This window comes from Rhizobium sp. BK112 (genome assembly GCF_014193215.1).
In the GTDB taxonomy this organism is placed as follows: domain Bacteria; phylum Pseudomonadota; class Alphaproteobacteria; order Rhizobiales; family Rhizobiaceae; genus Rhizobium; species Rhizobium anhuiense.
Genome location: NZ_JACHYZ010000002.1, coordinates 764,564 through 789,999, shown reverse-complemented (window position 1 = coordinate 789,999; position 25,436 = coordinate 764,564). Strand labels below are relative to the sequence as shown.

Sequence of the window (25,436 nt, the reverse complement as noted above, 5' to 3'; positions counted from 1 at the left end):
GCCTTATCACGAAAAGAGGAGACTTCCGATGCAGATGCCTGCCAATGCCCCGACCACCATTCCCCAGCACGTTGTCGACCAGATGGAAAACGAATGGCGCCAGATTCGCCCTGAACGGGAAAATACGCGCCCGGCCCAACAGCCTCAACAACAACGCTGATATACGCAAAGCGATACCGACGTAAGCTCGAGCGCCACCCGCGCCCGATCAATGCCCCGGCCAGTCAATCGTGGCCGGGCGAATTTTCACAGTTGCCACAACGTCCCGATGGCCTGACTCATCACATCACAGCATCAAGCCGTTTCGCCAGCGTTTCCAGCGATCGGGTGAAAACTGCTGTATCATCAAGCGCGCGCGACAGCACCAGCGCGCCTTGAATGCCCGCGACGGCCTCCTCGGCGAGCGCCAGCGCCTCCTCCTCCGGACAGCCAGCCCGCATCAGCGCCGAGCGCAAGGCGCCGACCCAGCGGATGAAATAGTTGCCGATCGCTGCTGAAAACCGTTCCCGGGTCTCATCAAGCGCAAAGGCGCCGACGAGGCAGATGCGGCGGCCGGAACGGAAATAATCGTTCACATTCGCCCACATCGCCGCGATCGCCTGATGGGCGTCGTCCTCTCTCAGCGGCCGATAGATCGCATATTCGAACCAGGCATCGACCTCGGTGAGCACGGCGCCCGCCATCTCCTCCTTGCCGCCGGGAAAGAAGTGATAAAGGCTTCCCTTGCCGATGCCGGTGCGTTCGGTGATGCGGCTGAGCGACGTGCCCTCATAGCCGAGCTCGCGGAAGATTTCGGCGAGCAGCGGTACGATGTCGGCGCGTTCGTAGACGGTCTTCACCCGCGGCCTTCCCTGGTTCGCTTTAGAGACCGAGTTCGCTCAGGCCGGGATGGTCGTCCGGCCGTCGGCCGAGCGGCCAATGATATTTGCGTTCCAATTCCCGGATCGGCAGATCGTTGATGCAGGCGAAGCGGCGCTGCATCAGGCCGGCGGCGTCGAACTCCCAGTTCTCGTTGCCATAGGAGCGGAACCAGTTGCCGCTGTCGTCATGCCATTCATAGGCAAAGCGCACGGCGATGCGATGATCGGTGAAGGCCCATATCTCCTTGATCAGCCGGTAATCCAGCTCCTTTGCCCATTTGCGGGTGAGGAAGGCGACGATCTCGGCGCGGCCGGTGATGAATTCGGCGCGGTTCCGCCAGCGGCTGTCCGGCGTGTAGACAAGCGAGACGCGCTCGGGATCACGGCTGTTCCAGCCGTCCTCGGCGAGACGGACTTTCTGGGTGGCGGTCTCAAGGGTGAAGGGCGGGACGAGGCTGGACATAGGTTCTCCTGGACAAGGGGTTCTCCTGGACAAGGGGTTCTCCTGGACAAGGAGCTCTCCGGTACTGAATGCCAATCATTGTACCGATCGGTACAATGATTGGCAAGGTGGGACGAAACGGTGTTTCCCCTCAGAGGTCGCGAGGCAGGCTCCAGCGCAGCGGCAGGGCATCCGGGCGAAGCACGACCGCTTCGGGGGTGAAACGCCACAGCCGTTCCGCCCGTGGAAAGGCGGTAATCTCAGGGGACTCCAGAAGCACCTCGGCTCTTCCCGTCATCTGCAGCATGTCGCCGGTTGCGAAATCGACGAAGGCCAACCCCGCCTTCGGGTTGACGAGGAAATTGCCGAGCGTGTTGAAGAACCGATTGCCGGGAAAATCGGGAATGGTCAGCACGCCATCGGCGCCGACATCGATAAAGCCGGCGTAGCCGCCGCGATGCGACACGTCCACCTGCCGTTCACCATTGTTGCGATCGACATAGGAGGCGACAAAGAACGTATCGGCTCCCTCGACCATCCGCCGCGCCCGATCGTCGAGATGGCCGGAATGAAGCGGCGGTATCGCTGTGGCCAGATCGGGATCGCGGACAAAGGCGGAAGAGCGAGGCTGGATATATTGCGGGCAATTGCCGAAACTCTGGCCGACGCGCACGTGGAAAGTTCCGGCATCCGCCCTGCGGATCACACCGTTCAGCCGATTGCGCCGCCGGGTCTCGAGCTGGATGCCGAGCATCGCGATCGCATCGCCATCCTCCATGCCGGCGTCGGCAGGATCGGCCGGGTCGCGCGCCAGGCTGACATCAAGGATCTCCGGCTCCGGCGAGACCAAGAAACCCGGGTGCCCAGCCCGCACCGTCGCCCAGACGTCGCCCTTGGCATCGACCGCGCCGAGCACGATAAAGGGCAGCATCGGAAAGAAGGCGCGGTGCTGCTCCGGCATCGCCTTGCGGAGGAAATTGCGTCCCGGCCCGTCCATGCGCTCGACGACGCCGACGCTGCGCTGCATGGCGAGTTCACCTTCATGCCAGGGTGACGGCGCGTCCTGTCTTGTCTGCTCCAGCATCACGGGTCTCCTTGCGGGCATGGTTTGGGAAACCGGGACGGTGATCCGCCCCGGAGGATCTTATGCGGCAAGGCCGATCTTGGTCTTGCGAAAGCCGACGAAGCCCGGCAGCGCCTCGATGCGCGCAAGCCAGGCACGGACGTTTGGATAGGCCGAGATATCGACATTGCCCTCCGGCGCATTGGCAATGTAGCTGTAGAGCGCGATGTCCGCGATCACGGGATTGCCGCCGAGCAGGAAATTGCGGCCGTCGAGTTCCGCCTCGATCAGCGCCAGAATGCGATGCGCCCGGGCGATCACCTCGTCGGTGCGGAAGTCGGCGCCGAAGACGGTGACCAGGCGTGCAGCACATGGCCCGTAGGCGATCTCGCCTGCCGCAACCGAGAGCCATTTCTGTATCCGCGCCGCGGCCACCGCCTCTTCCGGCAGCCAGTCAGTGCGGCCGTATTTGCGTGCGAGATAGACGAGAATGGCAGAGGAATCGGCAATGACCGTGCCATTGTCGTCAAGGACCGGCACCTGGCCAAAGGGATTGAGCTTCAGGAAACCCGGCGCCTTGTGGGCGCCCGCCGCCATGTCGACCTCGACCAGTTCATAGGGCACGCCAAGCAGCGACAGGAACAAATGGGCCCGGTGCGAATGGCCGGAAAGCGGGTGATGGTAGAGTTTCATGATGGTTCCTTTGGTCTTCCTGATCGACGGGACGCGATAGCGATGGCCGTTTCGAAACCATCTGCGGCGAATTTACTGCCTTCCATCTGACTACAGTAGAATGCTAATCTGGAAGGCATACTCCCAATTCATGGAAGGATAGGATGGACCGCCTCGACGCCATGACCGTGCTTCTCGCCGTTGTCGAACAGGGCAGCCTGTCGGCCGCCTCACGGCATCTGCGATCCCCACTCGCAACCGTCAGCCGCAAGGTTTCGGACCTGGAAGCCCATCTCAACGCCCAGCTGCTGCAGAGGAGCAACCGCAAGATCACGCTGACAGAAGCGGGCCGCTCCTATGTCGAGGCGGCGCGGGAAATTCTCGACCGGGTGGAAGAAGCGGAACGGACTGCTGCCGGCGAATACAGTGCGCCGAAAGGCGAGTTGACGATGACCGCGCCGATCGTCTTCGGGCGGCTGCATGTCCTGCCCGTCGTGGTGGATTTCCTGAAAGCCTATCCCGATATCAATCTGCAGCTGATGCTCGGCGACAGGCTGTCGAACCTCGTCGAGGATCATATCGACGTGGCGCTCCGGATCGGCAACCTGCCGGACAGCAACCTGATCGCCACAAGGCTCGGCGCGATCCGCCGCACGGTCTATGCCAGCCCCGATTATCTCTTGCGGCACGCCCTGCCCCGGCATCCAGGCGATCTCGCCGCGCATGACTGCGTCACCTTCGAGGGCATGGCCTCGGCGCTGAGCTGGACCTTCACTGAAGGGAAACGCGATCTCACCGTGCCGATCCATTCGCGGCTTGCCGTCAACACCGCCGAAGCCGCGGTCGATGCGGCCGTCGCCGGTCTCGGCATCACCCGCGTGCTCTCCTACCAGGCCGCACGCGCCGAGATGGCCGGCCTGCTGGTGCCGCTGCTCCAGGATTTCGAACCGCCGCCGGCGCCGGTGCATCTCGTCTATCCCGCGCAAGGGCTGGTGCCGCTGAAATTGCGGGCGCTGCTCGATTTCGCAACGCCGCGCCTGCGCGCGACGCTGAACAAGTCTCAGGCGAGCTTGCCCTCCTCCGCCTTGTAGAAATACTGGCTGGCGACCAGCCAGCCCTTCAGCGGCCGCAGCGGCGGAATGCAGGTGGCGAGCATGAAGGGGCCGGTGACCAGAAGCTGCACCCAGATCGGCGCCGAAAAGGCCACCTCCAGCCAGACGCCAAGCAGCACGCTCGGAATGCAGGCGAAGCAGATGACGAAGAAGGCCGGGCCGTCAGCCGGATCGGCAAAGGAATAATCGAGGCCGCAGACCTCGCATTGCGGCTGCAGCGTCAGAAAGCCCTTGAACATATGCCCCTCGCCGCAACGCGGGCAGCGTCCCCTGATGCCGGTCTGTATCGGAGGAAGTGGCGGATATTCGGTGTCCATGATGACCTCGTCCTATCTGGCGCGGAACATTGATTCCATCAATTCCGCACATTGAATGCATTCAATATGGTTACATTGCAAATGCATTACCAGTCAACTCGTCAGAATGCCGCAGGTTTCCTGCCGGCTGGCCGGGGCTGATCAACGGCAAACATGAAAATGGAGATCAAAGCGGCGCCATAACGGGAGCGCACCGAATGCGGCGGCCGCATTCGGCCATCCCGAACGGTTCGAGTCGCGGCAGATTTGATGGGTGACCGCTTCCGGCTTTCGGATGCGCCCGGTGGGTTCGGCCGCAACGCTTGAACGTCAGAAGAACGAGGCCGCCATCTCGGGCGGGCCTTCCAGCGCATGGGCCATGAATTCCAGCGCGCCCTGCAACTTCTCCCGGGTGATCGGCCCGCCGAGGCAGACGCGCACCGCCTCGGGCGCCGTGCCCTCCACCGTGAAGGCATCGCTTGCGACGACGCCGATGCCGGAGGAGCGGGTATGGCTGCCGAAGGTGGAGCGGGTCCAGCCGTTGGAAAGCGGCAGCCAGATGTTGAAACTGATCGGATCGGCGCGGTAGCTGCCGGCAGGCAGGATGGTGGCGACCATCTGCTGGCGGGCGGCGGCTTCGGCACGGATGAAGCGCAGGATCGTATCGGCGGTGCCATCCTCGATCCAGCGGGTGGCGAGCGCCACGGTCAGCGGCGAGGCCATGACATTGTTGGCGCGCATGGCGCTGACGAAGGGCCATACGGCCTTGCTGTCGGGCGCCACGACATAGGCAAGGCGCAGGCCCGCACCGATGCATTTTGCCAGTCCGCCAATATGCCAAGTCAGATCAGGCGCTGTTGCCGCGAGCGGCGCCGGACCTTGCTGCGGAATGAAGCCGTAGGCATCGTCTTCGACAATCGGCACGTGATATTTGCGGGCAACGGCGCAGATTTCCTCGCGCCGCCTGACCGGGATGGTCAGGGTCGTCGGGTTCTGCAGCGTCGGATTGAGATAAAGCGCCTTCGGCTTCAATCTCTCGCAGGCCTCGGCAAAGGCGTCGGGCAGGATACCGTCCTCGTCCATCTGCAGGCCGGTCAGATTGAGCCGCAGCTGGGCGGCGATCGAGCGCATGCCGGGATAGGTGATGACTTCCGAAAGCACGGTTTCGCCGGGTTTTGCCAGCAGACCAAAAATCGCCAGCAGGGCCGGATGGGCGCCTGGCGTGACGAAGATCCGCTCCTGCGACGGCACCAGCCCGCGACGGCTGAGCCAGGAGGCTGCAGCCTCCTTGTCCATGCTGGAGCCGCCGAAACCCTGATAGCGCAGCAGCGGAATGAGGCTCGCCGCCACTGCCGACATGCCCTCGCGCATGCGGGCAATCAGTTCCGGGTCATCCGGCTCCGGCGGCATGTTCATCGAGAAATCGACGACGGAGGCGCGGCGGGGATCGGGCGCGGCGTCGGGCGCAAAACCCTGGCGCTCCTTGTCGGCGCCACCGGTGACGAAGGTGCCCCGGCCGACATGCGAATCCACCAGCCCGCGCTTCTGCGCCTCGACATAACCTCTGGCTACCGTCGTGAAATCGACATTCAGCCGCTTGGCGAGTTCACGTTGCGGCGGCAGCCGGTCCCCAACCACCAGATGCCCGCTGCGCAAATCCAGTTCGATCACGTCGGCGATCGCCATATAACGAGGACTGCTGCTGCGGCTGAGATCGGGATGCCAGTCTTTCATGTCGTGATCCGTGTCAGTCTGATTCCTGATGAGATTGACGGTATATTGTTGCACAATGCCGCTGTCACGAAAAATGTCGCGCGCCAAGTTGGGGAAGCGACGCTGGCCGGTATGGCGCAGCTTTTTCGCACTCCTTGATACGTTTTAATGACGGATTGTCGCCGGATTTGACTGCTATTTGCGCAAATACAATCTGGCACGTCAGCATTGGTTTCCCAGAAAGCAACCGGCCGTCATCCACCGCGGGATCTCTTTTCCGGCAACATCCCCCCGGCGAGGCGCTGCGGATCGAGTTGATCGGGCTTTCACCCGAGTAGTCCCGGGTGAGCCACGAGGACGGCAAGACAATCGGCAGCGTCTTCAGCACGCATTGACGAGGGTTTGCCGCGAGCTATGGCTTCAGGCCGTCGCGAAAGCGTCAATGCCGGTCAACCTTGCCGACAGGATCCATAGGCGCGCTGCCTCCTCGGCATCGGCTGCATGGTCGCTGACACCGCCGGGTTCTCCATCCGTTGCGCGGATGGCGATATCGCAGTCCTCGCAATAGAGGCCTCCCATACCGTCGAGTTGCGGCGAGGTCGCCGCCCAGACCTGCGTGGCGGCCCCCTGGGATGGCGTCTTGAACGTCGGATCCATCGGATTGCCGTCCGCATCGATCCAGCCGGCACTGACCATTTCCTCCTTTGCGAGATGGCGCTGCAAGGGGGTAAAGATCTTGCCCGGGTGCAGCGAGAAGGCGCGGATGCCGCTGTCGCGCCCGAGCCTGTCCAGATGCACGGCGAAAAGTGCGTTGGCAGTCTTCGACTGGCCGTAGGCCCGCCATTTGTCGTAACCGGTCTCGAATTGCATATCCTCCCATCGTATGGCGGAGTTGCGATGGCCACCGGAGGAAACCGAAACGATGCGAGCGCCGCGCGAGATTGCCGGCCAAAGGCGATTGACCAAGGCAAAATGGCCGAGATGGTTGGTCGCGAACTGTGCCTCCCATCCGTCGCCGACACGCGTTTCCGGGCAGGCCATGATGCCGGCGCTGTTGATCACCATATCGATGCTGCGGCCAGACGCGACGAACCGCTCGGCAAAGACGCGAACGCTTTCGAGGTCGGAAAGGTCGATCCGATCAATCTCTACGCCATCGATGCCGGCGACCGCGCTGCGCGCCGCCTCGATGCTCCTTGCGCCGATGATCACTTTAGCGCCCGCGCCCGCCAGAGCCCGTGTGGTCTCGAGCCCGAGGCCGGAATGGCCACCGGTGACGATGGCGCGCTTGCCGGAAAGATCGAGACCGGCCAGAACCTCGTCGGCAGTCGTGTGGGCTCCAAATCCGGAGCCGATGGGGACTTGTTTGTCATTCATGATAATTACCCTTGTTCCGTGTTGCCGTCGCTCGGTACGACGGCTGCGAGAATAAGGCGCGGCCTCCAGACGATCTATGCGCTAGAGTCCATTATCTGTTCGCCATCGTCCGGATTTCTTCATGGACCCATTATCCGATGTTCTCGCACTGCTCAAACCGCGCAGCTATGTTTCCGCGGGGCTTGACGCTGGCGGTGCTTGGGCGATCGATTTTCCGCCCCCTGATGGCATCAAGTTCAACGCGGTGATATCAGGCGGGTGCTGGCTGAGCGTCGATGGCGTCCCCGAAGCTGTCCGCCTCGAGGAAAGCGACTGCTTTCTGCTGACGAGCCGCCGAGCCTTTCGTCTCGCCAGCGATCCGACTCTCGAACCGATCCCGTCCGATGCGATCTATTCGATCGCCCGCGATGGGATTGCAACTTGCGGCGGCGGCGGCGATTTCTTCCTGATCGGCAGCCGTTTTTCCTTTTCGGGAGGAAATTCGGACATCCTTCTCGGAATCCTGCCGCCGATCGTCCATGTGAAGAAGGATTCCGATCATGCCGCCGTGCTGCGCTGGTGTCTCGATCGGATGACGCGCGAATTGCGTGACCAGCAGCCGGGTGGCTTTCTGATGGCGGAGCATTTTGCTCATGTCATGCTCATGCAGGTATTGCGCCTCCATATCGCATCGCCGAATGCGCGCGGCGTCGGCTGGCTTTTCGCGCTTGCCGACCGGCGGATCGGTGCGGCTATCGGTGCGGTGCACGCCGATCCGGCCCGCAAGTGGACCTTGCAGTCGCTGGCTGAACGGGCCTCGATGTCCCGGTCGAGTTTTGCTCTTCACTTCAAGGAAAAGGTCGGGCTTGCCCCAATGGATTATTTGACGCGCTGGCGCATGCTTCTCGCAGGTGACCGATTGACGAACTCGGCTGAAGCAATCGCCGGTGTCGCCCTGTCGCTCGGCTATGAATCCGAAAGCGCATTCAGCACTGCTTTCAAGAGAGTGATGGGATGCTCGCCGCGGCAATATGGTCGTGCTCAACCGCCCGGGGCCATGCGAGATAGTCTCGGCACTCCGTGAAACCTTGATTGGTGCAGGCATCAGCGTTGGCCTGCCGAAATTCCGTCCGATACGGCCTTGCACCCGCCGTTCATTCTCTTACCTATTCAAGGAAGAATGCTCCGGCGCCCATCGGGATAAAAGCATGAATATCGATCCGATTCTGCGGTCAGTCGTGGCCGTCCGTTCCTCCATTCCGGAAGATGCCTTCACAGCGCAGACGCTGGGCACTGTCCGGGAGGGCAGCGGCGTGGTCATTCGCGACAACGGGCTGGTGCTGACCATCGGTTATCTCATCACCGAGGCTGAAGAAGTATGGCTCACGACCCATGACGGGCGCGTCGTTCCCGCGCATGCGCTTGCCTACGATCAGGAGAGCGGCTTCGGCCTGGTGCAGGCGCTTGGCCCGCTGAATGCGCCGGCGGTGGATCTCGGCGACGCGGCCACGGCCAAGCCCGGCGATCCCGTCGTGCTCGCCGATGGGATCGGAGAATTCGTCCAGGCAAACATCGTCGCCCGGCAGGAATTTGCCGGCTACTGGGAATATCTGCTGGACGAGGCGATTTTCACCGCACCGGCCCACCCCTCATGGGGCGGCGCAGCCCTGATCGGTTCGGACGGCAAACTTCTCGGCATCGGTTCGCTTCGCCTGCAGATGAGCCAGGGCGACGAGGTCGCCGATATCAACATGGTCGTGCCGATCGACCTTTTACCGCCGATCCTCGACGATCTGTTGAACCGGGGCCAGGTCAACAAGCCGCCGCGGCCCTGGCTCGGTGCCTTCTCCGCCGAGAGCAATGGCGGCGTGGTGGTGATGAGCGTGGCCGAAGGCGGTCCGGCCGCCCAGGCGGGCCTGCGGCAGGGCGATATCATCTCGGAGATCCGCGACGAGGAGGTCGACGGCCTGGCCGATTTCTACCGCAAGCTCTGGAGCAGCGGTCCTGCCGGCGCCGAGATCCCCATGCGGGTCCTCAGGAACGGCCGGGAAGCCTGGCTGCGCATCAAGTCCGCCGACCGCAACAGCTTTCTCAAGAAGCCTCAGTTGCAATAGCGGCGCGCCGGCGCCCCAAAACGCCGATTACATCCACCTCAAAGATTTTCCCGCGTGATCGTCAGGAAGCGCACTGGCTCGGCGCTGACTTCCACCTCGATGAGACCAAGCCTGTTCAGGGCAAGGTCTATCGAGCGCCTCGCCTGGACCTCCGGCGCCTGATCGAGCACGATCGACATGATACCGCGACGGAGATAGTCCTGCGTCTGCCCGGTCAATTCGTGGCCGACCCAGAAGGGCCGCCCGGCCTTGTTGGCCGCGAGAACCCTGGCAACGCCCTTGTTGTCGCCGCCGGCGCTATAGACGCCGATGATGCCGGGCTCCCGCCTGAGCGCCGCTTGCAACAGTTCGATGGCATTGTGTTCGTCGTCGAGATCGAACATGACTTCGGTGAAACGATGCTCGTTTGAAGCATGGTCCGAGAGATAGGCGGAAAAGCCGCGGATTCGCTCCTTATGGTTCTCATAGGCGCCGCTATGGCAGAGAGCGACGAAGGAGCCGGGGCGCTGCGCCAGCATGCCCGACATGTAATGGGCGGCGGTGCGGCCGGCGGCATAATTGTCGATGCCGACATAGGGCAGTTCGGGGGCCGGACGGGTCATGATCTGGACGACGGGAATGCCGAGCTCTGCGGCCTTGCGCACGCTGGTGACGACATCGGCATGGTCGGGCGCGACCACGATCAGCGCCGACCGGCGGGCCGTCGGGTTGGCGATATAGCGGGCAAATTGCGCCGGCTCGTTCTCGCGCACGAAGGTGCGGTGAACGACGATGCTGTCGTCGAGCGAGGCGGCGATGCGCTCGAACGCCCGGTTCAGGCGCGAATAGAAGCTGGTCTCCGGGCGAACCAGGATCACCTCGATCCGGATCAGGCCGCGATGGGCCACCGGCAGGCTTTGCCGGTATTCAAGCCGTCTTGCCGCGAGAAACACCTTCTCCACCGTCTCCGGCCGTACGCCGCCGCGATTATTGAGGACGCGCTCCACCGTCGCGGTGCCGACGCCGGCTTCCCGGGCCACATCCTTCAAAGTCACCTTCGTCACAGGCTTATTCACTCCCAAAGCTGACACAGCAGAGCATCCGCGCTTCGCACGGTCAATGATCAAATTTGATCATCGAAGCATTGGAATATCGAGGCGCCGCGGCAGTATCGTGGCGGCAATCCGGGAGGAGCACCGGAAGCATGAAACGAGATCAAGGAGCGTCCGCCGGCGATGGCTGGGGATGACGGAGGAACCAGATGAAGATCGCACTCGACCCGCATATGCACCGTCACCTCAACCTCAACGACCTCTGCCGCAAGGCGGCGGAGCTCGGCTATGAGCATATCGAGCTTTCGCCGCGTGACGATTTCCTGCCCTGGTGGGTGCGCCCGCGGGCACACAAGGAACGCATCGCGGAATTCAAGGCGGCGCTGAAGGATCATGGCGTCCAGCTCGCCTCGCTGCTGCCGATGTATCGCTGGGCGAGCCCGCATGAGGATGAGCGGCAGGCAGCGGTGCGCTACTGGAAGGAAGCGATCGAAATCGCGGCCGAAATGGGCTGCGATACGATGAACTCGGAATTCGGCCGCGGCCCGTCACCGGATCGCAGCCAGCGCTCCAACTGCTGCGGCGGCATGCACACCCACGAGCACAGCGAGGCAGCCTGGTGGCGCTCGATGGAAGAGCTCGTTCCGGTGTTCGAGCGCGAGGGTGTCACGCTCAACATGGAACCGCATCCGGAAGACTGGTGCGAAACGCTGCATCCGGCGATCGACATGCTGAAGACTATCGGCTCGAAGAACGTCAAATTCCTCTATTGCGCGCCGCATACCTTCTATTTCGGTGACGACATGGCGCGGATGATCCGCGATGCCGGCCCGCTGATCGCCCATGTGCATGTGGCCGATACCTATAATCACAAGGCGTCGTCAGGGCTGCGCTACATCATCAACCCGCCGGGCGCCAAGGTGACGATCCATCAGCACATGGATATGTACCAGGGCGAGATCAATTGGGATGTGTTCTTCTCCTCGCTCGCCGCTGTCGGCTTCGACGGCATCATCACCGCCTGCGTCTTCGGCTGGGAAGACCGCGCCGATGAATCCGGCCGCTTCATGCTCGCCGAAATCCAGAAATATGTCGACAAATACTGGCCCGGGAAACGCGGCTGACTCTCGGCATCACCACTATCAGGAACAGAACCGTGACCATCACGATTACGACAGCCCCCTGCTGCTGGGGCGTTGATGACGTCAGCAATCCGAACCTTCCCGCCTGGGAGCGCGTCTTCGACGAGGCCGCCGCCGCCGGCTATGGCGGCCTTGAGCTCGGGCCCTACGGCTACGTGCCGCTCGACGATGCGCTGGTCGCCAAGGCGCTTGCCGAACGCAATCTGTTCATCGTCGCCGGCACGATCTTCGACGATCTGGTCTCTCCCGACAACCGGGAGACATTGCTGCGGCAGACCGACGAAATCTGCGCCGTGATCACCCGGCTGCCGCAGCCGGAACAGGTGGCGGGCCAGCGGTTCAGGACGCCCTATCTCACGGTCATGGACTGGGGCCATGACGAGCGAGACTATGCCGCCGGCCATTCCGATCGTGCGCCGCGCCTCGACGACAAGGCCTGGGCCGGGATGATCGCCAATATCACGGCGATCGCCGAACTTGCTCAGCGCAAATACGGCGTTCGCGCCGTCATCCATCCGCATGCGGGCGGCTATATCGAATTCGCCGACGAGATCGAGCGGGTGGCGGCCGACATTCCGCAGGCAGTCGCCGGCTTCTGCCTCGACACCGGCCATACTTATTATGCCGGCATGGACCCGGTGGAGACGCTGCGCCGCTATGCCGACCGGCTCGACTACGTCCATTTCAAGGATATCGACCAGGCCGTCTTCGACCGCGTGCTCGGTGAAAGGATCCGCTTCTTCGAGGCCTGCGGACAGGGCGTGATGTGCCCGATCGGCCGCGGCGTCATCGACTACCCCGCCGTCAAGCGGACGCTCGAGGAGATCGGTTATCACGGCTTCATCACCGTCGAGCAGGAGCGCGATCCGAGGAATGTCGCCGGCAGCCTCGACGATGTGAAGCAAAGCCGCGATTACCTCAGGTCCGTTGGTTTTTAGGGAAAACACTATGACGAATGACAGGCGAAAGCCGATCCGCTGGGGCATGGTCGGCGGCGGCAAAGGCAGCCAGATCGGCTATATTCATCGCTCGGCGGCGCATCGCGACGACGTCTTTGCCCTTGCGGCGGGTGCCTTCGATATCGATCCCGAGCGCGGGCGCGCCTTCGGTCTAGATCTCGGGCTCGACGCAGCCCGCAGCTACCCGGACTATGCGACGATGTTTGCCGCCGAAGCCGCACGCGCCGACGGTATCGAAGCGGTGTCGATCGCAACTCCCAACAATACCCATTTCGCGATCTGCAAGGCAGCTCTCGAACATGATCTGCATGTGATCTGCGAAAAGCCGCTCTGCTTTACCATCGCCGAAGCCGAGGAGTTGAAGGCGCTGTCAAAAGCGCGCGGTCGGATCGTCGGCGTGACCTATGGCTATGCCGGCCATCAGATGATCGAGCAGGCGCGCGCCATGGTCAGGAATGGCGATCTCGGTGAGATCCGCATCGTCAACCTGCAATTTGCCCACGGCTTCCACAGTGCTGCGGTGGAGGAGCAGAACCCGTCGACGCGCTGGCGTGTCGATCCGAAATTCGCGGGCCCCAGCTATGTCCTCGGCGACGTCGGAACCCATCCGCTCTACATTGCCAAGGTCATTCTGCCGCACCTCAAGATCAGCCGCCTCCTCTGCACCCGCCAGAGCTTCGTCAAAAGCCGCGCGCCGCTGGAGGACAATGCGGTGACCCTGATGGAATACGACAATGGCGCGATCGCCACCATCTGGTCGAGCGCCGTCAATGCCGGCTCCATGCACGGCCAGAAGATCCGCATCGTCGGCTCGAAGGCCAGCATCGAATGGTGGGATGAGCGGCCGAACCAGCTCTCCTACGAAATCCAGGGGGAACCCGCCCGCATTCTCGAGCGCGGCATGGACTATCTCTATCCCGAGGCCAGGATCGACGACCGCATCGGCGGCGGCCATCCGGAAGGCCTTTTCGAAGCCTGGGCGAACCTCTACCGTCGCTTCGGCTTTGCCATCAACAGAGCGCGCGGCCTCGCGCCGGCGGGCATTGAGGATCTTGTCTTTCCCGATGTCGATGCCGGGCTGGAAGGGGTGCGCTGGGTGGAAAACTGCGTGCGGTCCGCCGACGCCGGCGGGGTCTGGCTGGATTATCGTTAGGCCGTCAACCGCGGTGTGACGCTATGCTCAGATAAGCCGGTCGTCATCTTCCGCCGCCCGCGGCGCGCGGCGACGTGTGCTGTCGTTGGCGGCTTTTTTCTGCCCGTCGGCTGATGCCTCAGGGACTTTCTTGAGGCTTTCGCCGCCGGCGTCGTCTGCGGCTGGCTGCGGGTCGCTCTTTTTTTCAAAGCGGATCATGGGTCATTTCCTGCTTCAACAGTGGGAGCGCTCCGCAGATATATCGGAGCGCTCTAGAAAAACGGCGTCAGACGGCAAGCGCAGTGGCGCAGCCTTGAACACTTCGGCTGTCGGACGAGGTCTGCCCAGGCATGGTTGCCCAGCCGCCCGCTTCGACAAACTGACGCTGCTTGTAGCCGTCGTTAAGCGCTTTGAACTCGATCAGTTTAGCGCTCGCATCCGGCGCCGCCTTGAACCGCTCGACGCAAATGGCCGACGCCAATTCTCCGCGTGCGGTATCGCCGGCGGCGGCGGCCGCTTTGCTTGACGTGCCGCCTGTGACCCAGCCTCCCCAGCTGAAGCCGATGATCATCGTGGCGATCGCCGTGACGACGCAGGCCCAGACGAGAAGCGTCTTGGATGGCTGGTAATTGTCGAAACGCTGGGTAATCGATGTCTTGCTGCTGCTCTGCACGGACATTGGAATTCTCCCTGTCTATTGTTCGGGTTGCGCCGTCCGGCGACGCCGGACCGGTTCAGGCTGGCCTCAGTATCCCATATCGCCCATGCCGCCATTTCCGGCTGAAGGGGCAGAGTCTCTTGCGGGAATGTCGGCGATCATCACCTCGGCGGTGATCAGAAGCGCCGCAATCGAGCCGGCGTCCTGCAGAGCGGTGCGTACGACCTTGGCCGGATCGACGATGCCGGCCTCGATCATATCAACATAGGTCTCCGTCTGTGCGTCGAAGCCCTGATTGTGATCATTGCTGCCGGCGAGTTTTCCGACGACGATGGAGCCTTCGAACCCGGCATTGTCGGCGATCTGCCGGATCGGGGCTTCAAGCGCCCTGAGCACGATCGAGATGCCGGCCGTCACGTCGGCGTTGTCGCCGGTCAAACCCGTCAGCGCCGACTTCGCGCGCAACAGTGCCACGCCGCCGCCCGGCACGATGCCCTCTTCGACCGCCGCACGGGTCGCGTTCAGCGCGTCGTCGATGCGGTCCTTCTTTTCCTTGACCTCCGTCTCGGTCGCACCGCCGACACGGATGACTGCGACGCCGCCGGCCAGTTTCGCCAGGCGTTCCTGCAGCTTTTCCTTGTCGTAGTCGGAGGTGGTCTCCTCGATCTGCGCCTTGATCTGCTGGATGCGCGCCTGGATGGCCGCTTTCTCGCCGGAACCGTCGATGATCGTGGTGCTCTCCTTCTCGATCAGCACGCGCTTGGCGCGGCCGAGCATATCGAGCGTGACGTTTTCGAGCTTGATGCCGAGATCCTCGGAAATCATCTGGCCTGATGTCAGCACGGCAATATCTTCCAGCATGGCCTTGCGGCGGTCGCCGAAGCCCGGCGCCTTGACGGCCGCGACCTTCAGGCCGCCGCGCAGCTTGTTGACGACCAGCGTCGCCAACGCCTCGCCTTCGACATCCTCGGAGATGAGCAGAAGCGGTTTGCCGGTCTGCACGACGGCTTCCAGGATTGGCAGCATCGCCTGAAGGCTGCCGAGTTTCTTCTCGTGAAGGAGGATATAGGGGTCCTCCAGTTCCACGCGCATCTTCTCGGCATTGGTAACGAAATAGGGTGAGAGGTACCCGCGGTCGAACTGCATGCCCTCGACGACGTCGAGTTCGGTCTCGGCGGTGCGCGCCTCCTCAACGGTGATGACGCCCTCATTGCCGACCTTGTCCATCGCCTTGGCGATCATCTCGCCGACGCTGACGTCGCCATTGGCGGCAATGGTGCCGACCTGGGCGATCTCGCCTGACGATTTGACCTTCCTCGCCCGCGCCTGGATCTCCTTGACCACCGCAACGACGCCGAGATCGATGCCGCGCCTGAGATCCATGGGATTCATGCCGGCAGCGACGAGCTTTGCGCCTTCACGAAAGATGGAGGCCGCAAGCACCGTCGCCGTCGTCGTGCCGTCGCCGGCAAGATCATTGGTCTTCGACGCCACCTCGCGCACCATTTGCGCGCCCATGTTCTCGAACTTGTCGGCGAGCTCGACTTCCTTGGCGACGGTGACGCCGTCCTTGGTGATGCGCGGTGCGCCATAGGCCTTGTCGATGACGACGTTGCGGCCCTTGGGGCCAAGCGTGACCTTGACGGCGTTGTTGAGCAATTCGACGCCGCGCAACAGGCGATCGCGCGCATCGGTGGAGAATCTGATTTCCTTGGCAGACATGATATTGGTCCAGTTCGGTCTTGAGATACGGATCGGAATGCGATCGATCAGGCGGCCTTTTGAGAGGCCACTCCGATCTTTTCGACGATGCCCATGATGTCGGTCTCCTTCATGATCAGAAGGATCTCGCCCTCGATCGTGACCTCTGCCCCCGACCATTTTCCGAACAGAATGCGATCACCGACCTTGACGTCGAGCGGGTTGAGAGTGCCGCTATTGTCGCGCAGGCCCGGGCCGACTGCGACCACGTCGCCTTCCTGCGGCTTTTCCTTGGCGGCGTCTGGAATGATGATCCCGCCCTTGGATTTGACATCGCCTTCCGCACGTCGAATGACGACGCGGTCGTGAAGTGAACGGAATTTCATAGAGGTCTTTCTGCTGCCGGCGCATATGGCGGCTGCAACACATAAATAGCACCCGTGGCACTCGATTGATAGGAGTGCCAAGAAATATTATTCACGCTGAAAAATTCAGGAAATCATTTCGGCGGGATGTTTTGTAATAATTATGAATTGAATAGAATTTCTTGAGCCATTACGCTCCATTTTATTTACGTGACCGCGGAGTTAATTTGGCGTTTTTTATAGATAAATCCGAATTTATCTTGATTTAAACGCAATCCAGGCGTAACGATAAGTCTCGTCGATTTGGCCGACTTGGCTTCGCGGTGTCAGAGACCTACGACCCGCCATACACCACCGAATTCTCGATAGCGAATAATGACGTCGTTCCGGCGTGCATTTCGCGTATTCGATCCGGAATGAGCTTGGCGCTGACCGCGGATGTACCGGCAGCGCCGAGTTCGTCCGGTTCGGATCTCAACGATACAGGAAACGCATCGGCGTATTCCTGCGGAGGCCTTAGCCGTGACAAGCCGCACCACACAAACCGTCGTCCGCTTTTCATCTCCTTTCCGCCTGCCAGGTTTCGACGGGACACAGCCAGCCGGGGAATATCGCGTCGATTATGACGAGGAATTGATCGATGGCGTTTCCAGGCTTGCCTGGCGACGCGTCGGCGCTTTCATCCACCTGCCGGCGATCGCCGCACAGAGTTCGACGCTGCAGATGATGCCTATCCATCCGTCAGATCTCGAAATCGCACTCGAACAGGATCACCAGCAATCATGACCGCTACGCGCAACCCGCAACGCAACGGACGCCCCGTCCGACGCGAGGCAGCAACACATATCTTCAAGGTGGGGCAGACCGTCCGGTTGAAGGACGGGTTCTTCATCGTTCCCTCCAAACTCCCCGATACATACCGCATTACCGCCACGCTGCCTCCGAGAGGCAATGTGCTGCAATACCGCATCCGCAGTGACGACGAACGTCACGAGCGGGTGACGACGGAAGACAGCCTGGAACCGCTAAACCTATCGCCCGGCAGCGGCGCAACACTGATCGAGACAACGTTTGGCCACGGCCCGAATGACGGAAGGTTGACATCGTGAACAGTCATGAAGACGAAGGAAGACCGAACGCCTTTGCTGTCGGCAACAACAAGGGCGGCGCGGCCGGCCACTACGCCATGGACATCGGACGCGACCGCCGGATCGAACCCGCCCGTTCGTGGACCGTCTATCACGCGAGCGTTCCGACGCACGCGGACCATGCCGTGAACGGCGCGAGCCGTTCGCAGGCTGGGAGAGACATGCTGTCCTTCAATCTTCTCAACATCGGATACCGGAAGGAATGGCTCAGGCTATCCGACGCTGCGCAGATCGCTCGTGACACCCCGCCGGCTCATCCGTGGCGTTAGGATCCGGCCCCTACTCCGCCCTTCCCCCAAATCACGTGACAGCGTCGCAGGGCTTGCGCTGAACAGCGGCAATTCGGCGCGCCGATTTCTTCGCCAAGGCGCTCGAGCGGATCGCCAGCCTTTTTGAACGACGCCCTTTCGTTGACTTCGGACCGCGGTTGAAAGATGTTGGCGTCGTGCCATCTTGAGGGATGAGCCGTCCTTCGGAGACCAAGGGAAGTCAGGGAGTTTGCGTCCATGTTCGATCACGTCTCCATCGGCGTAAAAGACATCGAAAGAGCCCGCCGTTTCTACGACGCGGCGCTGGCGCCGCTCGGATATGAGCGGCTGTCCAATTCCGACACGATGATCGGCTACGGCCCGGAAAGGGTCGGCCTCTGGGTGATGCAGGTCGAACACCCCGTTGTTGCCGATCTGCGATCCGGGCTGCATTTCTGCTTCGTCGCCCCGAACGAGGCTGCGGTCGATGCCTTTCACGCGGCGGCCGTCGCCTCCGGCGGCACGGATAATGGCGAACCGGGGATCCGGCCGGATTACGGACAATTCTATTACGCCGCCTTCATCATCGACCCGGACGGCTACCGGCTCGAAGCCTATTTTCATAAAGGCGAGCTGTAACAAGCCGACTGACCGTCAGAAAACCGCGCATTTTCCCTTATAGGCTGATCTCAATAAGCCGATCCCGAGGGGTCGTTCAAATTATGGCGCTCGGATCCCTCGAGCGGCGGATTGAAGACGCTGACGAGGATCATATCCTGGTCACGGCCGCCGCGCAGCAGATGCTTGTCATGCTTGTCGAGCACATAGATATCGCCTTGACGGATCGGAAAGACGGTGCCGTCCATATCCTCCACCTCGCCCTCGCCGGCGATGCAATAGCAGGCTTCGAGATGCTGGCGGTATTCGAGAAGCGAAACGGTGTTGGCGCGCACGATCGTATGACAAACGGTAAACCCCATCCCGTCCTTTTCCGTCAGCAAACGGTGGCTCGTCCCATTGCCCCATTCCACAAAATAGTCGGTTGCTTCGACATCCTTCAGGCTGCGCACATACATTCCGCTCTCCTGGTGTAAGAAAATTTGACACGTCAGCGATACTGTTCAGATCCGCTTCCTGCAGTCATACTGGTGATCTCCATATTCGGACAAATGATGATTTCTATCGGATAGCTGAGGAAAACTTACAGATGACACTTCCATTCGGCGCATTGAGAGCCTTCGAAGCGGCAGCGCGTCTTTCAAGTTTCTCACGCGCCGGCGACGAATTGCGCGTCACGCATGCCGCGATCAGCCATCAGATCCGTCATTTGGAGGAATGGTTCGGACGTGCCTTGTTTCTGCGTGAAAAACGCGGCGTGCGGCTCGCACCCGAGGCCAAAAGCTTTGCCGAAACCCTATCGAGTAGTCTTGAAAGAATTTCCGCAGAAGCGGAATTATTGAAGCTCAGGACGAGATCCGAGATCACCGTCGGCTGCATCCCGTCCATCGCGACGCGATGGCTGATACCATCGCTCAGCGATTTCCTGGCGAGGCATTCGGATGTCACAATAAAGGTGGTCTACGCCATGGCCGAACAGCGTCTGCGTGAAACCGGCTGCGATGTACTGATTACGCTTGGCGCCGACACCTTCGAAGGCGTCGTTTGCCACCAGCTTTTCTCCCGCGCCACTCAACCTGTCGCCAGTCCGCGCTATCTTGAAAGAAAGGGCAGCATCGACCACGCGACACAGATCGCAACGGCAGACCTGCTCCACGACGAGACCACAGCGCATTGGGCGCAGTGGCTCGACAAGGCGGGCGTGCCGTTGACGCCAACGCTAAAGGGGCCGGTGTTTCAAGACTTCAATTTGCTCGCAACCGCCGCCATTGCCGGTCATGGCGTGGCACTTTGCCCGGTCGAGTTATGCCGCCGCGAAATCGAGAATGGCGACCTGATCGTGCTCTCGGACATCGCGATTCTCGCACAGGAGAGCTATTTTCTGATCTGCAGGGCTTCTCCCCAAAAATCAATTTCAGCCTTCTGTACGTGGTTCAAATCGGTCATTGAATAGACGGCGGCCGGGGCGACAATCTCGATGCAATCACCCCTGAGTCAAGCCGCAGCTCTCGATATCGATACGCGGCAGCCGGAGGCTTCGAGCGCCTCGCTGGCGACGTCAAGGAACAGGCCGCGGAACCAGCGCGCCCGGCCGTCCGCCTGGTCGACGCGGCGATAGAGCATGGTCACGGGATCGGCCGGCAGGGAAAGCGGCGGCTGGCAGATCGTCAGCCCATGCAATTGCGCCATGCAGCGACCGATCGATTCCGGCACCGTGGCGATGGCCGGCATGGCCCTGAGCGCCGTCGGCAAGGCGGAAAAACGCGGCACCGTCGCCACCACCTGCCTGACGTGGCCAGTGCGGCTCAGCGCGCTATCGATGCTGGTCGCGGCATTGCCTTCGAACGAAACGGTGACATGGGCGACATTGGCGAAATCCTTGAGGCTCAACGGCGCCTTCAGCCGGAGCTGGGCTTCATCGTAGATGCAGATCGAGGCCTGATCGAACAGCGGCGCGCGGATGTGCCAGGAGGCCGGCTCTTCGTGCACCGAGACGCTGAAGTCGAAGACGCCCTCGTCCAGCCGGCGCGCGGCATCGCGCTTGTCGGAAGCGATGCCGATCAGCCGGGCGCCGGGTGAGAGCTGGAGAAGACGGGCGGCAAGCGGGCCGAAGAAGGCCGATTCGAGATTGTCGCACATGCCGATGCGGAACTCGCCCTGCCAGCTGGCCGGATCGAATTCGGCCTGCGGGCGGATGGCACGCTCGATGCCCGACAGCGCATCCTCGATCGCCGGGGCGATGGAAAGGGCCCGTGGCGTCGGCTGCAGGCCGCGGCCGACGCGCACGAACAATTCGTCATCCAGTGCCTCGCGCAGGCGCCGCAAAGCGGCCGAAAGACCGGGCTGGCCAAGCAGCAGCCGCTCTGCGGCGCGGCTGACATTGCGCTCCTGCATCAGCACCGAAAAGGCCAGCAGCAGATTGAGGTCGATCTTGCGAAGAGTGGCATCATTCATCATCACCAGTAATACCTGGCATGGCTACTATCAATTTGCAATAGGAAAGGAAGCTGTACATTTTCTCGTTCCCTGCCGCCCGGCAACCTCCCCCGATGAGGCGGCAGCAAATAAGGAACGATTTCGATGACTCTTTCCAAATCGCGAAACGGGGCAGGGCTGGCATTGCTGCTGCTCTGCGCCGCCAATTTTCTCGACGCCATGGATGTCTCCACCATCGGCGTCGCGCTGCCTGCCATCCAGGCCGAACTCGGCATGGAGGCGACCTCGCTGCAATGGGCCGTCAGCGCCTATGTGCTCGGCTATGGCGGCTTCCTGCTGCTCGGCGGCCGGGTCGCCGACGTCTTCGGCCATCGCCGCGTCTTCCTCTGGTCGCTGGCAATTTTTGCCACCGCCAGCATCGCCGGCGGCTTCGTCGACAGCGGCCCGACACTGATCGCCGCCCGGTTGATCAAGGGCATTGCCGCCGCCTTCACCGCGCCGGCCGCCCTGGCGCTGCTGCTCTCCGTCTTCGGCGAGGGAACGGCGCGGGCAAAAGCGCTCGGCGTCTTCTCCTCCACCGGCGCCGCCGGCTTCGTGCTCGGCATGGTGATCGGCGGTGCTGCGACGATCTTCAGCTGGCGGGCGACGCTCGTCATGGGCGCGCCGGTCGCCATCCTGACGCTCCTTCTTGCGCCGCTGGTGCTGCCGGCCGACCCGAAAAGAACCGGACCGCGGCCGGCCTTCGACTGGGCCGGCGCGCTGACCATCACACCCGGGCTCTTGCTCTTCGTCTTCGGGATCACCAACGCTGCGGCAGCGGGCTGGCAGGCCTTCCCGACCTGTTGCTCGCTCATCGCGTCGCTGGTGCTGATCCTGCTCTTCCTCGCGGTCGAAGCGCGCCATGCCGATCCGATGGTGCCGCTCGGCATGTTCCGTCGGGCCAAGCTTCGGCATGCCAATGCGATTGCCGCCCTCTTCCAGGGCGCCTATGTCGGCTTCCAGTTCCTGGCGACGCTCTACTATCAGAACGCCATAGGCTGGTCGGCCTTCACCACCGGCTTCTGCTTTGCGCTTGGCGGCGTCTTCGTGATGTTCCTGGCGCCACGTTTTGCCACACTCGCGCAAAATCGCGGCGCCACCGGGCTGATGGCGGTGGGTGTCGGCCTGCAAGCCTTCAGCTACATCTTCTGGGTGACCGCGCTCGGACATGTCGACCCGATCCTGCTCGTTCTGTTCTCGCAGATCCCGCTCGGCCTCGGTTACGCCCTGACCTACCCCTCGGTGCAGGTCGCGGCCCTTTCCGATGTGGAGGACGACAAGGCTGGACTCGCCTCGGGACTGCTCTTTGCCTCCTTCCAGATCGGCGGCGGCATCGTGCTTGCGGCCGCCTCGGCGGTCTTCGGCGCCGCGCCGCATTTCGGCTGGGACCCTTATGTCGCCGGCATCGCCTTCGTGGCGTTGCTTGCCATCGCCATCACCCTGCTTGCAGCCGCCGGTCCGCGGACATCGGCCGCCCGGAGACCCAGCTATCAGGCGGCGGAATAACCATCTCGGCCCGCACCCTGACCGGTGCGGGCTGCCCATCAACCGGTGCGATATCCGCAGCAAGATTCCCGTTGCGTTGCCTCAGCGAAAGGCGCATGGTCCCGCCTTCGGCAGCCATCGCACGGGCGCTGCCGACTGAGGGTTTTTATACCCTCGCCCCGACGAAAGGAGGACCGATGTCTTCCACCTCAGAAAAGCCGCATCTGACCTCGTCCGATCTCGACATGCTTCAGGGCGTGCTCGACGACGCCGGCTACGACGCCAGAATCCTGATCGATGACGAACGGGTTTTCAACGTCGCGGCCATCCTGCTGATCAGGCTGTTCCAAGAGGGCGTCACCTCGCCGGCCATGCTCTCACGGGCGCTCGAACACCATTTCGGCAAGCCGAAGGCCCCGCCGAAAGTGGTAACTCCTGTCTGTAACCGATATGCGATACAGGGATTGCCCCGCGAAAGACGTGCCGCCGGCTAGCCAGCCGCCCGGCTCCGAAGGATTATTGTGCGGAAAACCCTCTTGCTTTGTATCTCAGTCGCAGCGGCCGCCTATTTCGGATGGGTGCAATTCGGAGCTTACCAGCAACGGCAGCAGGACAAGGATCTTGCAGACATCGACAAGGAGCGCCGGGTGGCGCTCCTTGAGATCGACGGCTGCCAGGCGAAAGTGGATCTGCTTCTGTCGATGACCGACCGCCTTCTCAAGGCCGGTGGCATGCGGGTGCCACTCGATATCGGGCGGGATATCGAACTCTGTTTGGCTCGCGGCATCATGTCGGCATCAGGCCTGGCCGAGATGGAAAGAACGAAGCTGATCCGGCTGTTTCCATTAAATGAATAAGCCCTGTGGAAATATGGCTTTCCTGCGGCGATGGCCTTAATGGCACCTCAATTTTATTCTATGAAGAGGGCTCGCTGATTTGGCCGATGCGGCATTTGCGGTGACCGGTTTTCCGGCCCCGCCATTTTCCCGATCGCGAAAGCATGGTGACGTCCCGTCTCAACGTCGGGTTTGGCTTTCGGTGACCTCTCCGGTCATCCGCCTCCAGACTGCGATGCGGTTTCAGCAGGCATCATTTTCATTCCATCCCTGCGGCCCGGTGTTGTCGGGTTGCCCCTCATGACGATCCCGCGATCTCCAGTCGCGACCGACAAGCGGGGCGAATACCACGCAGGCCGCGGTTTTTAATGTCGATCCAAAGGGAGACTCATCCATGGCAAAAGGACAGGTAAGAAGCAATCGCGAGGTCCGGAAGCCAAAAAAGGACAAGCAAGCTGCGAAAGTGGAAAGCACATTCGCCAACCAGATGAAGACGGCGACCAAAGCCGCCCCGCAGGGCAGTGCTCCAAAAAAATAGGGGCTCGTCTCGAGCCCTGGACGGGGCTCTCATCATCGATGGCGCATAACAGCGCAAATCAAGATCGATTTGCGGAAGGATTATGCGCAGATTCAAAGTCACAGCGTGCCCTTTCGGGCACGCCGCGCTCTGGCGTGACGGGATCACGCATGAACGTGTTTTAAAGAAAACGGAAGGTGCCACACAAAATGACCCCTCTTCATACCATGTACCGCTTCGACTATCCGCTATTCCTCATTCGCTCAGCCGTGGTGATTGCACTCGGCTTTTCGACTGTCGCTGCCTTTCACGGCGCTATTCTGTGATCGAATCTGCGCGCCGCAGCGAGTGCGAGGAAATCCGGGTTGCCCCTTCGGGCGAGCCTGACGAAAACCCGAAGCGATCCGAAGATCAAACCGCCCTTTTCACCGAGAAGGGCTGGTTGAAGATCCTTGCCCAATATCGCCAGCCACGGGCCGGACGCAGCGCCTTCGAGCTTGCCGTCACGGTCGTCCCCTTCGCGCTGTTCTGGGCCGCCGCATGGGCGGCGGTTCATTACAGCTTCTGGCCAGGTCTCATCCTCGTCGTTCCCGCCGCCGCTTTCCTGCTCCGGCTGTTCATGATCCAGCATGATTGCGGCCACGGCTCGTTTTTCGCCCGTCGCGGCGTCGACGACTGGGTTGGACGCACGATCGGCATCCTGACGTTGACGCCTTACGACTATTGGCGTCGGGCGCACGCAGAACACCACGCCTCGGCCGGGAACCTGGACGAGCGCGGCGTTGGCGACATCGAGACGCTGACGATTGCCGAATACAACGCGCTGTCGCGCTGGGGCCGGATCGGCTACCGGCTCTACCGGCACCCGATCGTGATGTTCGGCATTGGACCGGCATGGCTGTTTCTCATCAAGCAGCGCCTGCCTTTCGGCATGATGCGCTCCGGCGCCCTGCCCTGGATCTCGACCATGGCGACCAATCTTGCCATCGCAGCGGCCGCCGCACTGCTGATCTGGGCAGTCGGGATCGTCCCCTTTCTGCTGGTGCATCTGCCGATCGTGCTGCTGGCCGGCGCTGCCGGCGTCTGGCTGTTCTACGTCCAGCACCAGTTCGAGGAAACACATTGGTCGAAGAAGCCGGACTGGCAGTTCCAGCATGCGGCCCTGCACGGTGCCTCGCATTACGACCTGCCGCCGGTGCTGCGCTGGATCACCGGCAATATCGGCATCCACCACGTGCATCATCTGTCGAGCCGGGTGCCCTACTACCGGCTGCCGGAGGTGCTGCGAGACCATCCTGAGCTTGCCGATATCGGCCGCATCACGCTCATGGACAGCCTGCGCTGCGTCAAACTGGTGCTGTGGGACGAACAGGCGAAGCGGCTGGTGTCGTTTCGCGACGCAGCCCGGCTCGCCGCAGCAAGATAACCGGCGGGCTCTGAGCGGTTCCGCTTTTGAAGCGCAGACCGCTCTGACCTTTTGTTTTTACGAAAAT

Annotated in this window: 31 protein-coding genes; 17 read left to right on the top strand and 14 right to left on the bottom strand. The window is 62.0% G+C overall.

Annotated elements, in window-relative coordinates:
- Positions 1-28: 28 nt before the first annotated feature.
- Positions 29-160 carry a hypothetical protein gene (locus FHT75_RS36250; protein WP_280178068.1) on the top strand — a complete coding sequence of 44 codons (132 nt, stop codon included), beginning with the start codon at positions 29-31 and terminating at the stop codon, positions 158-160.
- Positions 161-281: 121 nt separating this feature from the next.
- Here the strand turns inward: FHT75_RS36250 and FHT75_RS09400 are convergent, their stop codons facing one another.
- From FHT75_RS09400 to FHT75_RS09385, 4 genes are all read right to left on the bottom strand, one after another.
- Complete coding sequence (locus tag FHT75_RS09400; RefSeq protein ID WP_063476680.1) at positions 282-839, bottom strand: TetR/AcrR family transcriptional regulator; 558 nt, start codon at positions 837-839, stop codon at positions 282-284.
- Positions 840-861: 22 nt separating this feature from the next.
- Positions 862-1,323, bottom strand: coding sequence for a DUF1348 family protein (locus FHT75_RS09395; protein ID WP_063476679.1), 462 nt, complete (start codon positions 1,321-1,323; stop codon positions 862-864).
- A gap of 130 nt (positions 1,324-1,453) precedes the next feature.
- Entirely contained in the window at positions 1,454-2,386 is a 933-nt protein-coding gene (locus FHT75_RS09390; protein WP_063476678.1) for a pyridoxamine 5'-phosphate oxidase family protein, read from the bottom strand.
- A gap of 60 nt (positions 2,387-2,446) precedes the next feature.
- Positions 2,447-3,058: a glutathione S-transferase family protein gene (locus tag FHT75_RS09385; RefSeq protein WP_063476677.1), complete on the bottom strand. Its 612-nt coding sequence runs from the start codon at positions 3,056-3,058 to the stop codon at positions 2,447-2,449.
- Between the two features lie 143 nt (positions 3,059-3,201).
- Here FHT75_RS09385 and FHT75_RS09380 point away from each other — a divergent pair, with 143 nt between their 5' ends.
- Positions 3,202-4,128 carry a LysR substrate-binding domain-containing protein gene (locus FHT75_RS09380; protein ID WP_025554896.1) on the top strand — a complete coding sequence of 309 codons (927 nt, stop codon included), beginning with the start codon at positions 3,202-3,204 and terminating at the stop codon, positions 4,126-4,128.
- On the opposite strand, the gene FHT75_RS09375 is transcribed toward FHT75_RS09380, so the two are convergent.
- The 3 genes from FHT75_RS09375 to FHT75_RS09365 all read right to left on the bottom strand — a co-directional run bounded on the left by FHT75_RS09375 (position 4,098) and on the right by FHT75_RS09365 (position 7,535).
- On the bottom strand, positions 4,098-4,466 hold the full coding sequence (locus FHT75_RS09375; RefSeq protein WP_025554894.1) for a DUF983 domain-containing protein: 369 nt from the start codon (positions 4,464-4,466) through the stop codon (positions 4,098-4,100). The genes FHT75_RS09380 and FHT75_RS09375 overlap by 31 nt on opposite strands.
- 309 nt (positions 4,467-4,775) lie before the next feature.
- Positions 4,776-6,179 (bottom strand): PLP-dependent aminotransferase family protein, encoded by a 1,404-nt coding sequence (locus FHT75_RS09370; RefSeq protein WP_063476675.1) that lies wholly within the window; start codon positions 6,177-6,179, stop codon positions 4,776-4,778.
- Between the two features lie 399 nt (positions 6,180-6,578).
- The gene (locus FHT75_RS09365) at positions 6,579-7,535 is read right to left on the bottom strand and encodes an SDR family NAD(P)-dependent oxidoreductase (protein WP_063476674.1); all 957 of its coding nucleotides are present in this window, start codon (positions 7,533-7,535) and stop codon (positions 6,579-6,581) included.
- 121 nt (positions 7,536-7,656) lie between these two features.
- Between FHT75_RS09365 and FHT75_RS09360 the strand changes: the two genes are divergently transcribed.
- Both FHT75_RS09360 and FHT75_RS09355 read left to right on the top strand, forming a co-directional pair.
- Complete coding sequence (locus tag FHT75_RS09360; protein WP_063476673.1) at positions 7,657-8,598, top strand: AraC family transcriptional regulator; 942 nt, start codon at positions 7,657-7,659, stop codon at positions 8,596-8,598.
- Positions 8,599-8,722: 124 nt separating this feature from the next.
- The gene (locus tag FHT75_RS09355) at positions 8,723-9,628 is read left to right on the top strand and encodes a S1C family serine protease (protein ID WP_063476672.1); all 906 of its coding nucleotides are present in this window, start codon (positions 8,723-8,725) and stop codon (positions 9,626-9,628) included.
- Positions 9,629-9,666: 38 nt separating this feature from the next.
- Here FHT75_RS09355 and FHT75_RS09350 read toward each other — a convergent pair whose 3' ends face one another.
- On the bottom strand, positions 9,667-10,671 hold the full coding sequence (locus FHT75_RS09350; protein ID WP_047614349.1) for a LacI family DNA-binding transcriptional regulator: 1,005 nt from the start codon (positions 10,669-10,671) through the stop codon (positions 9,667-9,669).
- A gap of 197 nt (positions 10,672-10,868) precedes the next feature.
- Between FHT75_RS09350 and FHT75_RS09345 the strand changes: the two genes are divergently transcribed.
- From FHT75_RS09345 to FHT75_RS09335, 3 genes are read left to right on the top strand one after another with little or no spacing between them, the layout of a single operon-like run.
- Positions 10,869-11,783: a sugar phosphate isomerase/epimerase family protein gene (locus tag FHT75_RS09345; RefSeq protein WP_183844655.1), complete on the top strand. Its 915-nt coding sequence runs from the start codon at positions 10,869-10,871 to the stop codon at positions 11,781-11,783.
- A 32-nt stretch (positions 11,784-11,815) separates the two neighbouring features.
- Positions 11,816-12,739, top strand: a complete 924-nt coding sequence (locus tag FHT75_RS09340) for a TIM barrel protein (protein WP_063476670.1) — start codon at positions 11,816-11,818, stop codon at positions 12,737-12,739.
- Between the two features lie 10 nt (positions 12,740-12,749).
- Positions 12,750-13,913: a Gfo/Idh/MocA family protein gene (locus tag FHT75_RS09335; protein ID WP_063476669.1), complete on the top strand. Its 1,164-nt coding sequence runs from the start codon at positions 12,750-12,752 to the stop codon at positions 13,911-13,913.
- Between the two features lie 27 nt (positions 13,914-13,940).
- Here the strand turns inward: FHT75_RS09335 and FHT75_RS09330 are convergent, their stop codons facing one another.
- The 4 genes from FHT75_RS09330 to groES all read right to left on the bottom strand — a co-directional run bounded on the left by FHT75_RS09330 (position 13,941) and on the right by groES (position 16,637).
- Complete coding sequence (locus FHT75_RS09330; protein WP_176707420.1) at positions 13,941-14,111, bottom strand: hypothetical protein; 171 nt, start codon at positions 14,109-14,111, stop codon at positions 13,941-13,943.
- Positions 14,112-14,178: 67 nt separating this feature from the next.
- Entirely contained in the window at positions 14,179-14,571 is a 393-nt protein-coding gene (locus FHT75_RS09325) for a hypothetical protein (protein ID WP_047614341.1), read from the bottom strand.
- Between the two features lie 66 nt (positions 14,572-14,637).
- Entirely contained in the window at positions 14,638-16,272 is a 1,635-nt protein-coding gene (gene groL, locus FHT75_RS09320) for a chaperonin GroEL (protein WP_063476668.1), read from the bottom strand.
- 47 nt (positions 16,273-16,319) lie between these two features.
- The gene (gene groES / locus FHT75_RS09315) at positions 16,320-16,637 is read right to left on the bottom strand and encodes a co-chaperone GroES (RefSeq protein WP_127430380.1); all 318 of its coding nucleotides are present in this window, start codon (positions 16,635-16,637) and stop codon (positions 16,320-16,322) included.
- 501 nt (positions 16,638-17,138) lie between these two features.
- Here groES and FHT75_RS35795 point away from each other — a divergent pair.
- The 4 genes from FHT75_RS35795 (at position 17,139) to FHT75_RS09295 (ending at position 18,651) form a co-directional block, all read left to right on the top strand.
- The gene (locus FHT75_RS35795) at positions 17,139-17,402 is read left to right on the top strand and encodes a hypothetical protein (RefSeq protein WP_127430381.1); all 264 of its coding nucleotides are present in this window, start codon (positions 17,139-17,141) and stop codon (positions 17,400-17,402) included.
- The gene (locus FHT75_RS09305) at positions 17,399-17,725 is read left to right on the top strand and encodes a hypothetical protein (protein WP_127430382.1); all 327 of its coding nucleotides are present in this window, start codon (positions 17,399-17,401) and stop codon (positions 17,723-17,725) included. Before FHT75_RS35795 ends, FHT75_RS09305 begins: the two co-directional genes overlap by 4 nt.
- Positions 17,722-18,033: a hypothetical protein gene (locus FHT75_RS09300; protein WP_127430383.1), complete on the top strand. Its 312-nt coding sequence runs from the start codon at positions 17,722-17,724 to the stop codon at positions 18,031-18,033. The genes FHT75_RS09305 and FHT75_RS09300 overlap by 4 nt, the downstream gene beginning before the upstream one ends.
- Positions 18,034-18,270: 237 nt before the next feature.
- Positions 18,271-18,651 carry a VOC family protein gene (locus tag FHT75_RS09295; RefSeq protein ID WP_047614333.1) on the top strand — a complete coding sequence of 127 codons (381 nt, stop codon included), beginning with the start codon at positions 18,271-18,273 and terminating at the stop codon, positions 18,649-18,651.
- Positions 18,652-18,701: 50 nt separating this feature from the next.
- On the opposite strand, the gene FHT75_RS09290 is transcribed toward FHT75_RS09295, so the two are convergent.
- A complete protein-coding gene (locus FHT75_RS09290) occupies positions 18,702-19,088 on the bottom strand; it encodes an ectoine synthase (protein ID WP_048338366.1) in 387 nt (128 codons plus the stop codon).
- Between the two features lie 131 nt (positions 19,089-19,219).
- Here FHT75_RS09290 and FHT75_RS09285 point away from each other — a divergent pair, with 131 nt between their 5' ends.
- Entirely contained in the window at positions 19,220-20,083 is an 864-nt protein-coding gene (locus FHT75_RS09285) for a LysR substrate-binding domain-containing protein (RefSeq protein WP_063476667.1), read from the top strand.
- 41 nt (positions 20,084-20,124) lie between these two features.
- Here FHT75_RS09285 and FHT75_RS09280 read toward each other — a convergent pair whose 3' ends face one another.
- Complete coding sequence (locus tag FHT75_RS09280; RefSeq protein ID WP_063476666.1) at positions 20,125-21,087, bottom strand: LysR family transcriptional regulator; 963 nt, start codon at positions 21,085-21,087, stop codon at positions 20,125-20,127.
- A gap of 123 nt (positions 21,088-21,210) precedes the next feature.
- On the opposite strand from FHT75_RS09280, the gene FHT75_RS09275 reads away from it, so the two are divergent.
- The 5 genes from FHT75_RS09275 (at position 21,211) to FHT75_RS09255 (ending at position 25,369) form a co-directional block, all read left to right on the top strand.
- On the top strand, positions 21,211-22,611 hold the full coding sequence (locus FHT75_RS09275; RefSeq protein ID WP_063476665.1) for an MFS transporter: 1,401 nt from the start codon (positions 21,211-21,213) through the stop codon (positions 22,609-22,611).
- A 95-nt stretch (positions 22,612-22,706) separates the two neighbouring features.
- Positions 22,707-23,084 (top strand): hypothetical protein, encoded by a 378-nt coding sequence (locus FHT75_RS09270; protein WP_174824448.1) that lies wholly within the window; start codon positions 22,707-22,709, stop codon positions 23,082-23,084.
- Between the two features lie 27 nt (positions 23,085-23,111).
- Positions 23,112-23,447 carry a hypothetical protein gene (locus tag FHT75_RS09265; RefSeq protein ID WP_047614326.1) on the top strand — a complete coding sequence of 112 codons (336 nt, stop codon included), beginning with the start codon at positions 23,112-23,114 and terminating at the stop codon, positions 23,445-23,447.
- Positions 23,448-23,820: 373 nt separating this feature from the next.
- A complete protein-coding gene (locus FHT75_RS09260; protein ID WP_164735919.1) occupies positions 23,821-23,964 on the top strand; it encodes a hypothetical protein in 144 nt (47 codons plus the stop codon).
- A 301-nt stretch (positions 23,965-24,265) separates the two neighbouring features.
- Positions 24,266-25,369 carry a fatty acid desaturase gene (locus tag FHT75_RS09255; RefSeq protein WP_047614325.1) on the top strand — a complete coding sequence of 368 codons (1,104 nt, stop codon included), beginning with the start codon at positions 24,266-24,268 and terminating at the stop codon, positions 25,367-25,369.
- Positions 25,370-25,436: the final 67 nt, after the last annotated feature.